This is a genomic window from Amycolatopsis sp. NPDC006125 (assembly GCF_040614195.1).
GTDB classification, from domain to species: domain Bacteria; phylum Actinomycetota; class Actinomycetes; order Mycobacteriales; family Pseudonocardiaceae; genus Amycolatopsis_E; species Amycolatopsis_E tucumanensis.
In genome coordinates this window covers 1-12,025 of sequence record NZ_JBEXTZ010000161.1, presented here as the reverse complement: position 1 = coordinate 12,025, position 12,025 = coordinate 1, and the positions used below count along the sequence as shown (strand labels likewise).

At 71.0% G+C, this 12,025-nt stretch carries 11 protein-coding genes; 5 read left to right on the top strand and 6 right to left on the bottom strand.

Going from position 1 to position 12,025, the window contains the following annotated elements:
• Positions 1 to 126 precede the first annotated feature (126 nt).
• The 3 genes from ABZ193_RS41520 to aceA form a co-directional block, all read right to left on the bottom strand.
• Positions 127 to 918 carry a serine protease gene (locus ABZ193_RS41520; protein ID WP_020422470.1) on the bottom strand — a complete coding sequence of 264 codons (792 nt, stop codon included), beginning with the start codon at positions 916 to 918 and terminating at the stop codon, positions 127 to 129.
• Between the two features lie 227 nt (positions 919 to 1,145).
• The gene (aceB, locus tag ABZ193_RS41515) at positions 1,146 to 2,753 is read right to left on the bottom strand and encodes a malate synthase A (RefSeq protein WP_354714247.1); all 1,608 of its coding nucleotides are present in this window, start codon (positions 2,751 to 2,753) and stop codon (positions 1,146 to 1,148) included.
• Between the two features lie 67 nt (positions 2,754 to 2,820).
• The gene (gene aceA, locus ABZ193_RS41510; protein WP_020422468.1) at positions 2,821 to 4,107 is read right to left on the bottom strand and encodes an isocitrate lyase; all 1,287 of its coding nucleotides are present in this window, start codon (positions 4,105 to 4,107) and stop codon (positions 2,821 to 2,823) included.
• Positions 4,108 to 4,334: 227 nt separating this feature from the next.
• On the opposite strand from aceA, the gene ABZ193_RS41505 reads away from it, so the two are divergent.
• Entirely contained in the window at positions 4,335 to 5,759 is a 1,425-nt protein-coding gene (locus tag ABZ193_RS41505; protein WP_020422467.1) for a short-chain fatty acyl-CoA regulator family protein, read from the top strand.
• Positions 5,760 to 5,768: 9 nt separating this feature from the next.
• The gene (locus ABZ193_RS41500) at positions 5,769 to 6,305 is read left to right on the top strand and encodes an NADPH-dependent FMN reductase (RefSeq protein WP_354714244.1); all 537 of its coding nucleotides are present in this window, start codon (positions 5,769 to 5,771) and stop codon (positions 6,303 to 6,305) included.
• A 53-nt stretch (positions 6,306 to 6,358) separates the two neighbouring features.
• Here the strand turns inward: ABZ193_RS41500 and ABZ193_RS41495 are convergent, their stop codons facing one another.
• Positions 6,359 to 7,114 carry an acyltransferase gene (locus tag ABZ193_RS41495; RefSeq protein ID WP_237338447.1) on the bottom strand — a complete coding sequence of 252 codons (756 nt, stop codon included), beginning with the start codon at positions 7,112 to 7,114 and terminating at the stop codon, positions 6,359 to 6,361.
• An 11-nt stretch (positions 7,115 to 7,125) separates the two neighbouring features.
• Here ABZ193_RS41495 and ABZ193_RS41490 point away from each other — a divergent pair, with 11 nt between their 5' ends.
• Positions 7,126 to 8,088, top strand: coding sequence for a nucleoside hydrolase (locus ABZ193_RS41490; RefSeq protein WP_354714242.1), 963 nt, complete (start codon positions 7,126 to 7,128; stop codon positions 8,086 to 8,088).
• A gap of 10 nt (positions 8,089 to 8,098) precedes the next feature.
• Here the strand turns inward: ABZ193_RS41490 and ABZ193_RS41485 are convergent, their stop codons facing one another.
• Positions 8,099 to 8,503, bottom strand: a complete 405-nt coding sequence (locus tag ABZ193_RS41485; protein WP_354714240.1) for a VOC family protein — start codon at positions 8,501 to 8,503, stop codon at positions 8,099 to 8,101.
• Positions 8,504 to 8,593: 90 nt separating this feature from the next.
• Here ABZ193_RS41485 and ABZ193_RS41480 point away from each other — a divergent pair, with 90 nt between their 5' ends.
• Positions 8,594 to 9,571, top strand: a complete 978-nt coding sequence (locus ABZ193_RS41480) for a YafY family protein (protein WP_237338450.1) — start codon at positions 8,594 to 8,596, stop codon at positions 9,569 to 9,571.
• Here the strand turns inward: ABZ193_RS41480 and ABZ193_RS41475 are convergent, their stop codons facing one another.
• Positions 9,572 to 11,068, bottom strand: coding sequence for a plasmid pRiA4b ORF-3 family protein (locus tag ABZ193_RS41475; RefSeq protein WP_235716284.1), 1,497 nt, complete (start codon positions 11,066 to 11,068; stop codon positions 9,572 to 9,574).
• A 103-nt stretch (positions 11,069 to 11,171) separates the two neighbouring features.
• Between ABZ193_RS41475 and ABZ193_RS41470 the strand changes: the two genes are divergently transcribed.
• Positions 11,172 to 11,924, top strand: coding sequence for an MBL fold metallo-hydrolase (locus ABZ193_RS41470; RefSeq protein ID WP_354714237.1), 753 nt, complete (start codon positions 11,172 to 11,174; stop codon positions 11,922 to 11,924).
• Positions 11,925 to 12,025 lie beyond the last annotated feature (101 nt).

Genomic DNA, 12,025 nt, shown 5'->3' with positions numbered 1-12,025 from the left:
GTGCACCCGGCGGGCCGGGGGTGCGCCGGCGGGCGGCAGGGGCGCACCGGTGGGGCCGGGGCGCGCCAGCGGGCGGGGGGGGTGCGCCGGTGGGGGCGGGGAGTGCTGGTAGGCGGCCGGGGGGCGTCAGGGTAGGACGTCGGCTGGGGTTAGTTGTGCTTGTAGCTCGTCGTGGTAGGCGCCGACTCGGGCGTAGACTCCCGGCTTTCCTGGTTCGGCACAGCCTTCGCCCCAGGAGACGACTCCTACGACCCTTCCGGCGGCCACCAGGGGGCCTCCCGAATCGCCCTGGCAGGTGTCCACTCCGCCCTCCGGGTAGCCGGCACAGACCATCGCCTCGGGGGTGTACTGCTGGGGGTACGCCTTCGCGCAATAGTCGTCGCTCGTGACGGGGACCGTCGCCTTCAGCAGGACGTCCGACGAGTCGCCCATCGGCTCCGTGTTGCCCCAGCCCAGGATCGTCGCCTCGGTGCCGGCCTGGTAGCCCGGGTCGTCCTTCGTCGCCAGCGGCAGCGGCTGCGCGGTCAACGGCTGCGTGAGGGTCAGCAGCGCCACGTCGTAGCCCTGCGTGGCGTCCTTGAACTGCGGATGCACCCACACGTGGGACACAGTGGACACCGTCCCGTCGCGGCCGCTCAGCTGCGTCCGTCCACTGACGACCCGCAGCGACGGCGGGCTCTCCCCCTGCGCGCAGTGCGCCGCTGTCAGCACTTTGTCCGCCGCGACCAGCGTCCCGCCGCAGAACTGGAGGCCGGTGGCATCGGTCAGCGCCACGGTGAACGGGTACTCCGCGATGTTCGCGGGCTTGCCACCGACGATCCCGGGCTCCGCGTGCGCGGCCGGCACGCACACACACGCGGCGACCAAACTCGCGAGAACCACGATCGATCGGGTGAAACGGCGGACTACAGGGATCATTACCAGCTCCTTCGGCGCCCTGGTGAACGGTGTCGCAGTCCAGGATTGCGCGTCGGGAGGGTTCTACACATCTACCAAAAGACAGAAATTTCGCGGACAGGTCGGGCCCGGTAGGTGGAGCATACCTACCGGGCCCGAGTGTCCGCGCTGTCCGGCCACAGCCAGCGCGAGCCGGTTTTCCCCGTCAGGAGAGGGAAAACCGGGGTCCTCTCAACACGGACGGAGCTCTAGACCAGATCCGTCAGGTAGCGCGCGTACGCGCCGGTGGTCAGGAAGTTCGGCAGCTTCTCGCCGAGCGCAGTCTCCACGAAGATCTCGCGCGCATCGTCCAGTTTGGCCTCCGGGCCCAGGTCGGCCCGCACCGACGCGAGCTCCTCGTCCAGCATGGTCCGGACCAGCGAATCGGTCACCGCCGTGCCGTCGTCGAGCTTCGTGCCGTTGCGGATCCACTGCCACACCTGCGCCCGCGCGATCTCCGCGGTCGCCGCGTCCTCCATCAGGCCGAAGATCGCGGCGGCGCCGGTCCCCCGCAGCCACGCGTCCACGTAGCGCAGAGCGACGTTGATGTTGGCCCGCAGACCCTTTTCGGTGACTTCGCCACCCGCGCTGGCCACGTTCAGCAGATCCTCGGCGGTCACCGAAACGTCCTCGCGCGTCCGGCCGAGCTGGTTCGGCCAGCCGCCCAGCACGTCGTCGAAGACCTCCCGGCAGACCGGCACCAGACCGGGGTGCGCGACCCACGAGCCGTCGAAGCCGTCGCGCGCCTCGCGTTCCTTGTCCTGCCGGACCTTCTCGAACGCCAGCGCGTTCGCCTCCGGGTCCTTGCTCGGAATGAACGCCGCCATCCCGCCGATCGCGTGTGCGCCACGCTTGTGGCAGGTCTGGACCAGCAGCTCGGTGTAGGCCCGCATGAACGGCGCGGTCATCGTGACCTCGGCGCGGTCGGGCAGGACGAAGTCCGCACCGGCGTCGCCGAAGTTCTTGATGATCGAGAAGATGTAGTCCCACCGGCCCGCGTTCAGGCCGGCCGCGTGCTCACGCAGCTCGAACAGGATCTCGTCCATCTCGAACGCCGCGGTGATCGTCTCGATCAGGACGGTCGCCCGGATCGTGCCCTGCGGGATGCCCAGCTCCTGCTGCGCGAGGCGGAACACGTCGTTCCACAGCCGCGCCTCGAGGTGGTTCTCCAGCTTGGGCAGGTAGAAGTACGGCCCGCTCCCCCGCGCCAGCAGCTGGCGCGCGTTGTGGAACAGGTACAGGCCGAAGTCCACCAGGCTCGCCGAAACCGGCCGCCCGTCGATGCGCAGGTGCTTCTCGACCAGGTGCCACCCACGCGGGCGAACGACGACCGTCGCGGGGTTGTCGCAGATCGTGTAGCGCTTGCCCGACTCGGTGGTGAAGTCGATGTCGCGCCGGATGGCGTCGAACAGGTTCAGCTGCCCGCCGACGATGTTCGACCAGGTCGGCGAGGTCGCGTCCTCGAAGTCGGCCAGCCACACCTTCGCGCCGGAGTTCAGCGCGTTCACGGTCATCTTGCGGTCGGTCGGGCCGGTGATCTCCACACGCCGGTCCTCGAGGCCGGGCGCCGCGGGCGCCACCTGCCAGGAGTCGTCGTTGCGGATCCAGCGGGTCTCCGGCCGGAAGTCGAGCACCTCTTCGCCGCCGGCGAGCTTCTCCCGCCGCTGCCGCCGCTCGTCGAGCAGCTCGCGCCGCCGTCCGGCGAACTCGTTGTCCAGCCGCGCGATGAAGGCCAGCGCCGCCGGGGTGAGGATCTCGTCGTACCGCTCGCCGGCCGGGCCGGCGACCTCGATCTGCGAGGTGAACCTGTGGGACATGGCAAGCCTTCCTGGAGGGGCCGCGAGGCGGCCAGGGCGAGCGCGCCCTGGCCGCTCGCGACTTCTTCTAGAACTGGGCTTCTTCGGTGGAACCGGTGAGCGCGGTGGTCGAGCTCTCCGGGTTCAGCGCGGTGCTGACCAGGTCGAACCAGCCGGTGCCGACCTCGCGCTGGTGCTTCGTGGCGGTGTAGCCCCGCTCCTCCGAAGCGAACTCGCGCTCCTGCAGGTCGACGTAGGCGGTCATGCCCTCGCGGGCGTAGCCGTGCGCCAGGTCGAACATCGAGTAGTTCAGCGCGTGGAAGCCGGCCAGCGTGATGAACTGGAACTTGTAGCCCATGTGGCCCAGCTCGCGCTGGAACTTCGCGATGGTCGCGTCGTCCAGGTGCTTCTTCCAGTTGAACGACGGCGAGCAGTTGTAGGCCAGCATCTGGTCCGGGTACTTGGCCTTGATCGCCTCGGCGTACTGGCGGGCGACCTCGAGGTCCGGCGTGGAGGTCTCCATCCACAGCAGGTCGGCGTACTCGGCGTAGGCCAGGCCGCGGTCGATGCAGGGCTCGATGCCGTTGCGGACCTTGTAGAAGCCCTCGGAGGTGCGCTCGCCGGTGATGTACTTCTGGTCGCGCTCGTCCACGTCGCTGGTGATCAGCGTCGCGGCCTGCGCGTCGGTGCGGGCGACGACCAGGGTGGGCACGTTCAGCACGTCGGCCGCGAGGCGGGCCGCGTTCAGGGTGCGCTCGTGCTGCTTGGTCGGGATCAGCACCTTGCCGCCGAGGTGGCCGCACTTCTTCTCGGACGCGAGCTGGTCCTCCCAGTGCACACCCGCGGCGCCGGCGGCGATCATGCCCTTCATCAGCTCGAACGCGTTCAGCGGGCCACCGAAGCCGGCCTCGGCGTCGGCGACGATCGGCGCGTACCAGTCGATGTCGTTGTTGCCCTCGGCCCAGTTGATCTGGTCGGCGCGGCCCAGCGCGTTGTTGATGCGGCGGACGACGGCCGGCACCGAGTTGGCCGGGTACAGGCTCTGGTCCGGGTAGGTCTGGCCCGCGAGGTTCGCGTCGGCCGCGACCTGCCAGCCGGACAGGTAGATGGCCTTCAGGCCGGCGCGCACCTGCTGGACGGCCTGGTTGCCGGTCAGCGCGCCGAGGGCGTGCACGTAGTCCTCGGTGTGCAGCAGGTTCCAGAGCTTCTCGGCGCCGCGGCGGGCCAGCGTGTGCTCCTCGACGACGCTGCCCCGCAGCTTCACCACGTCGGCCGCGCTGTAGGAGCGCTTGACACCCTTCCACCGGGGGTCCGACGCCCACTGCTGCTCGAGCTTCGCGGCTTCCTGCTGCAACTCGTTGGGCTGCTCTGCCATGGGAGTTCTCCACCTTTGCGAACTTTGCGATGACTCGCTTGCTTGGATCGACCATGACATGCGCTGCGCAAACACCGCCAGCGCTCCAATTTGCCAATTTCTGCAAATTTTGGCGTAGCATGTTGTGAAGGTTGCGAAACGCGGTTTCGCAGCCGCTGCAAAGTTCGTGGACTGAATCGGTCACGTGATCGGTGCGGTCGGGAAAAGATCCTCGGGAAGGGCCTGTCGTGGAGAAGACTTTCGCCGGCGCGAAGCTGCGCCACCTACGCGAGAGCCGGTCGATGAGCCAGGCGGACCTGGCCAGGTTGCTGGAAATCAGCCCCAGCTACCTGAACCAGATCGAGCACAACTCGCGTCCCTTGACCGTTCCAGTGCTGCTTCGCATCACCGAGGCGTTCGGGGTCGACACCGAGTTCTTCGCCAACAACGACACCAGCCGCCTGGTCGCCGACGTGCGCGAAGCGCTGCTCGACGAGTCGCTCGGCATCGAGGCGACCACCAGCGAGCTCAACGAGCTGGCCACCAACCTGCCGACCATCGCGCAGGCCCTGGTGCGGCTGCACCGCAGCTACCGGGCGGCGGTGGAGAGCACGGCCGCGCTGGTCACCGAGAACGGCACGGGCCCGCACGGCAGCGCCGCCGCGCCCCTGCCCCACGAGGAGGTCCGCGACTTCTTCTACGAGCGCGAGAACTACGTCGCCGAGCTGGACGAACGCGCCGAGCGGATGGCCGAGGACATCGGCCTGCGCCGCGGCGGCGTTCACAAGACTTTGCAGGACCGGCTCGCCGACCACTACGGCGTGCAGGTGACCACCGAGGGCATCAACGAGGCCGCGGGCGAGCAGCACCGCTACTCCCCCGACTCGAAGATCCTGCGGCTCGCGCCGAGCCTGCGCGTGGGCCAGCGGGCGTTCCGGATGGCTTCGCAGATCGCGTTGCTGGAGTACGACGACCTGATCACCGAACTGGCCGACTCGTGGGCGTTCTCCGGCCCGGCCGCGCGGTCGCTGGCGCGGGTGGGCCTTGCGAACTACTTCGCAGGCGCGCTGATCCTGCCCTACGGCCCGTTCCTGTCCATGGCGGAGAGCTTCCGCTACGACATCGAGCGGCTGTGCGACCACTTCGGCGTCGGGTTCGAGACGGTGTGCCACCGGCTGTCCACCCTGCAGCGGCCCAAGCGGCGCGGCGTGCCGTTCTCGTTCGTGCGGGTGGACCGCGCGGGCAACATGTCGAAGCGGCAGTCCGCGGCGGGCTTCCACTTCTCCCGGGTCGGCGGGTCGTGCCCGCTGTGGAACGTCTACGAGGCGTTCAGCTCGCCGGGCAAGATCCTCACCCAGATCGCGACGCTGCCGGACGGCAAGAGCTACTTCTGGATCGCGCGGACCGTGTCGCGCAACATCGGCGGCTACGGCAGCCCGGGCAAGATGTTCAGCGTCGGACTCGGCTGCGAACTCCGGCACGCAGGGCGGCTCATCTACTCGACCGGTCTGGACCTGGACGTCAAGGCGGCCGCGACGCCGATCGGCATGGGCTGCAAGGTGTGCGAACGGCCGGCCTGCCCGCAGCGCGCGTTCCCGACGATCGGCAAGCAGCTCACGGTCGACGAGAACACCAGCACCTTCGTCCCGTACCCGGCGGTGCCCAAGGGATAGCGTGGGCGCATGACGACGCTCTTCCGGATCCTGGCCGTCAGCGGGAGCACGCGGGCGGGCTCGACCAACTCGGCGATGCTCGCCACCGCGCAGGCGATCGCGCCGGAGGGCGCGGTCGTCGAGGTCTACGACGGGCTCCGGTCGTTGCCGCACTTCGATCCGGACGACGACCGGGACCCGCTCCCGGACGCCGTCGCCGACCTCCGCGGACAGCTCAAGGAAGCGGACGCGGTGCTGTTCTGCACACCGGAGTACGCGGGCGCGCTGCCCGGGTCGTTCAAGAACCTGCTCGACTGGGCGGTCGGTTCGGACGCGATGGGCGGCAAGCCGGTGGCGTGGATCAACGTGTCGTCGTCGGTCACCGGCGCCGCCGGGGCGCACGAGTCCTTGCGGACCGTGCTCGGCTACCTGGGCACGCGGATCGTCGAGGAGGCCTGCGTGCACATTCCCGTGCCGCGCGAGGCGATCGGGGCGGACGGTCTCGTCGGCGACGAGGCCATCCGGGAGCGGGTGCGCGCGGCGCTGACCGCACTCGCGACCCGCTGAACCCGGGCCGGCCCCTCGCCCACCGCCACCCTCAACGGAGCGGCTACGCGGCGCTAGCTTTGTTCAAGGGTCTTCTGCAGCGCCTTGTTCGCCTTGCGGGCCATGTCGGCGATGGCTTCGCGGCGTTCGGCGTCGGCTTCGTAGTCGGCGCGGCGGTCGCGCACGACACGCGCCGGGGAGCCGACCGCGATCCCGTAGTCCGGGATGTCGCCGCGCACCACGGCGTGTGCGCCGAGGACGCAACCACGGCCGACGCGCGTGCCGCGCAGCACCGAGACCTTCGTGCCGATCCAGGTGTCCGGCCCGATGCGCACCGGGGTCTTCACGATCCCCTGATCCTTGATCGGCAGGTTGATGTCGGTGGTGACGTGGTCGAAGTCACAGATGTAGACCCAGTCGGCCACCAGGGTGGCCGCGCCGAGCTCGATGTCGAGGTAGCAGTTGACGACGTTCTGGCGCCCGAAGACCGCCTTGTCGCCGATGCGCAGCGAACCCTCGTGGCAGCGGATCGCGTTGCCGTCGCCGATGTGGACCCAGCGCCCGATCTCCAGGCGGCCGTAACCGGGGCGGCAGTGGATCTCCACGTCCTTGCCGAGGAAGACCATGCCGCGCAGGATGATGTGCGGGTTCGCCAGCCGGAACTTGAGCAGGCGCCAGTACCGCACCAGGTACCAGGGCGTGTAGGCGCGGTTGCGCAGCACCCAGCGCAGCGAGTCGGCGGTCAGGAACTTCGCCTGACGAGGGTCGCGCCGGGCGCGGCGCCAGGCCTGCACCCGGGACAGCACCGGCGATCCCCACATGGACGTCATAGGTTGACAGTATGCCGACTCCGTTGATCATCGATACCGACCCGGGCGTGGACGACGCCTTCGCGATCGCGCTGGCCGCGCTGAGCGAGGACGTCGAACTGCTGGGGGTCACCACAGTCTTCGGCAACGTCCCGCTCGAGGCGACCACCCTGAACGCGCGCCGGGTCCTGGCGCTGTGCGGGCGCGCGGACGTCCCGGTCGCGGCCGGCGCCGCGCGGCCGCTGGTGCACGAGCAACTGCAGCGGGCCAGCCACGTGCACGGCTCGGACGGGCTGTCCGGGCGGTCGGCCGCGCTGCCCGAGCCGGACCGCGCGCTGGAGCCGGGCGGGGCGGTGAGCCTGCTGGTTTCCCTGCTAGAGGCGGCCGCGGAGCCGGTGACGATCGCGCCGATCGGGCCGCTCACGAACATCGCGCTGCTGCTCGCGGCGCACCCCGAGGTGCGGGAGAAGATCGCGCGCATCGTCGTCATGGGCGGCGGGCTGGCCGGCGGCAACACCACGGGCGCGGCGGAGTTCAACATCTGGAGCGACCCCGAGGCCGCGCGGCGGGTGCTGGTCGAGGAGCCGGTGCCGTGCGTGCTGGTGCCGATGGACCTGACCTACCGGTGCGCGGTGGACAGCGCGTGGCTGGGCAAGCTCGCCGCGTCCGGGCCGATCGGCGCCGCGCTGGAGGCGCTGACGCCGGACTACCTGGCGCACTACCGCAAGGCGCTCGGGTGGGACGGGATCGTGCTGCACGACGCGGTCGCGGTGGCGGAGGCGATCCGGCCCGGGATCCTGCGGACGGAGAGCTACCCGATCGACGTGGAGTGCTCGATGGGCCCCGCCCGCGGCGCGACGCTGGTCGACCGGCGGCGGCAGGCGCTGCGCGCGGACGCGGAAGGCGACGTCGCGCCGGGGCGCGTCGAGGTGGCCGTGGACACGGACCTGGACGGGCTGCGGGGCTTCATCCTGGAGCGGCTGGCTCGCGGCTGACGGCCGGTCGTCAACGGGCGAGCCTGGCCCTGGCCTCTTCGGTGAGCGGCGCGAAGAGATTGACCAGGTTGCCGTCGGGGTCGCGGAACAGCAGCGAGCGGTTGCCCCACGGCATCGTCGTCGGCTTCTGCACGATCTCGGGGACGACCGCCAGCGACGTCAGCCGTTCGTACGCCCGGTCCACGTCCTCGACGAGGAACTCGAGGATCGCGGAACGGTTCGACTCGGGCACGGCAGCCCCGGGGCTGAACAGCGACATCGTCTCGGCGCCGCCGATCGCGAGCGTGCTCGCGGAGCCGGGGAACTCGGCGAACTGCTCGGCGAGCCACCGCGCCCGGAGGCCGGTCACCTGCTCGTAGAACTCGGCAAGACGGGCGACGTCGCTGGTGATGACACGGACGGAGACGAGCTGCACGGTGGGTCCTTTCTGCGCTTCTCGGAGGAACACCGGCCACGCTAGGGGCGATAGTGGACAGGATCCGCCCGGTATTGCGAGGATCTTCGGGTGACCCGGCCGATCGCCCGCGTGCTGGCCCTGCTGGAGATCCTCCAGAGCGGCGGGACCCGGACCGTGGCCGAGCTCGCCGGGCGGCTCGACGTCGACGAGCGCACCGTCCGCCGCTACGTCGATCACCTCCGTGACCTCGACGTCCCGGTCCGCACGGTGCGCGGACGGCACGGCGGGTACCGGCTGTCGCCCGGCTACCGGATGCCCCCGCTGATGCTCACCGACGAGGAGGCGCTCGCCGTCCTGCTCGGTCTGGTCGCGGGGCGGCGGGCCGGCCTGATCACCACGTCGGTCGCGGCCGCCGAGAGCGCGGTCGCGAAGATCCGGCGGGTGCTGCCCGACGCCGTCGGGCGGCGGCTCGACGCGCTGCTGGAGATCGCCGGCTTCACCGCGCCCCCACGGCCGGCGCTCACGGCGGAGGCCGGGGTGCTGCTCACCGTGGCGGAGGCAGCGCGGGATCGCCGGCCGGTCGAAATCGCTTACACCGCGGGCCATGGCGGCGCCAGCGAACGCGTCGTCCACCCGTACGGGGTGGTGGCGCACTCCGGGCGGTGGTACCTGAGCGGCTTCGACTCGGCCAGCGGGCAGGTGCGCACGTTCCGGGTCGACCGGATCAGGACTGTGGAAATCGCCGCGGGAACGTTCGACGTGCCGGCGGGGTTCGATCCCGCCGAGCGGGTGCTCAGCGCCCTCGCCGAGACGCCGTACGAGCACGAGGTGTCCGTGCGGATCCGGTCGACGCCCGAGCGGATCCGCTCCGTCTTCCCGCCGTCCGTCGCGTCGCTGGAGACGATCACCGGCGGCGATCCCTGGGTGCGGGCGCGGATCCGGGCTCAGCGACTCGACTGGATACCGCCCCTGCTCGCGGCGCTCGATCAGCCGTTCGTCATCGAGCAGCCCAGCGCACTCCGCGACCTGGTCCGGGCACTGGCGGATCGGCTGGCCCGCCACGCCGGCGCGCGAGCGGACGACTGATCACCAGGGGTGCGCGGGGTGCGGGATGCGCACGGCGGCCAGGCGCTTGTTGCGTGCGGAAGCGCTTTCCCCGACCTTGGACACGCTCGTGCAGCGCGGGTAGGTCAGGCCGGGGTCCGGGTCGAGGATCTTCTCGCACGTGACGGAGTGCTCCTCCGCGCCGAGGAAGAACCGCAGGCTCGTGCCCGGCCGCACCAGGACGTGGGAGAGCCGCACGTCGTGTTCGTCGCGGTCCTCGCCGAGGCCGAAGAACGGGTCGGCGTAGCGGACGCCGTCGGCCTCGAAGTGGTGCTCCGCGCCCTCCGCGTCGAGCGCCTCGGCGAGCACGCCGAGCGTCACGCTCGCCGGGATCACCAGCCGCCACCACTGCGGCGGCTTGCGGCCGGTCACGGTGACCTTCAGCTGGTAGACGGCCAGCTTCACGGTTTCCGCGAACGCCTGCAACTCGCGGCGCAACGCCGTGGCCTCGGGCTCCAGCGCGCCGGGCCCGCCCCGGTCGCGCACGTAGTGGTAGGCCTCCTCGACCCCGCTGCGTTCCCGCGCCGACAACGCGTACTCGGTGACCAGCCGCCGGCGCTCCGATTCGGACAGACCCGGACCGTCGTCCCACATCTCCAGCATCGCCGCCGCGTGCGGGCGCACGTTGCGGTACCCCAGGGCGACGTGCCAGGCCGGCAGCACCTCGTCGCCGAAGCCGGCGACCACCTCGATCGCCGCGACGCGTTCGACCGGGGACGCGAACTCCGCGGCGTGCAGCAGTTGCGCGGCGCCGTCGACCGGACGCCTGCCCTCGAACCAGCGCAGCGCCTGCCGCCAGGCCTCGTCGGCGGGCAGCGGCGCGAGACGGCTCAGCAGCTGGGCGGCGCGCAGCCCGGGCGTGACCGGTCGCGGTTCACGAGCGGCCCACTCGTCGAGCGCCCACTGGCCCAGCGGCGTCACCTTCCGGTCGGCGTCGAGGGCGCCGAACTCGGTCAGCACGTCCAGCGCCGCATCGAGGGGGAACAGGTCCGTGCCGCCGAAGCTGGACGCGACCGCGTCCCCGTCCTCGCTGCCCTTGAGCAGACGGTGCACCGAGAACACCAGGTCGTCGAGCAGCGGGCCGTTGGCCAGCGCGGTGAGCACCGCCCGGCACATCGCGAACGCCCCGCGACGGCGCGGATCGGCCGACTCGGCGCGCAGGACCGCGTCGAGCCCCTTGAGCCACAGCTGCGCCGGATCGTCATGCGGCGGGCGCGCGACCGCCTCCGCGACGCCGACCTCGATCAGGCCCGCGCCTTCCGCGGCCACCCACGGCCGGTGGATCGTGACGACGTCCGCGGCCGAGCGGACCTTCTCGCCGACCTCGACCCCGAGCACCCCGGCGACCGAGGGGACGTCGGCGGGACGCAGAACTCCTTTGGGGGTAACGGGTCTCCCGTCGCCGACCCAGCTCGCCAGCGCCCTCGTCCGGGACAGCGCTGGGCACTGACTCGCCAGTGTGGAGATTCCGGTACTCACCCGCAGGACTTTAGCGAGGGCGGTCCGTTACCCGGACGGGTGTTTCCGTCCACAGTAGAGTTGTCGATTTGTCGATCATGAGACGCAGGCTAAGCTCGGCCCGGTGAGCGATCTCAGCCTGACGGTCCTCGGTTCCGCCACGCCCTACGCCGAGCCGGGCAACCCGTGCTCCGGTTACCTGGTGTCCAGCGGCGAGACGCACGTGTGGCTCGATGCGGGCCCCGGCACGCTCGCCGAGCTGCGCCGCCACACCAGCCTGGACCGGCTCGCCGGCATCTGGATCTCGCACCTGCACGCCGACCACTGCGCCGACCTGCTCACCGCGTACTACGGCGCCCTGTTCGCGGACGTCGAGCTGCCCGCGCCGATCCCGCTGTTCGGCCCGCCCGGGATCGCCGACCGGCTGGCCGACTTCCTGACCAACGGACCGTCGCGCAGCCCGGTCGAGCGGGCTTTCGCCGTGCACGAGCTGTCCGACGGGCACCGGGCGGAGATCGGGCCGATGACGTTCACCACCGCGGCCGTCGAGCACGGCATGCCCGCGTTCGGCGTGCGCATCGAGACGGGCGCGGCTTCGCTGGCCTACTCCGGCGACAGCGCGCCCTGCCCCGCGGTGACCAGCCTGGCCAAGAACTGCGACGCGCTGCTGTGCGAGGCGGACGGCCCGGAGCCTTCGGAGGCGCACCACACCCCGGAGGACGCCGGCGAGGCCGCGGCCGGCGCGGGGGTGCGGCGGCTGATCGTCACGCACGTCGGGCCGTTCCTCACACCTGGCGACGCCGTCACCCGCGCGGCGGCGCGCTTCGAAGGGCCGGTCGCGTACGCGGCTCCCGGCGCCGTCTTCCACCTGCCCTAGATGTGTTGTTCGGGGACGTTGGTGATGGGCTGACACGCTGAGGATGATCTTGATATGGGTGAGGACCTCCGGGTTCGGTGTGGATTGCGAGATCAACGCCG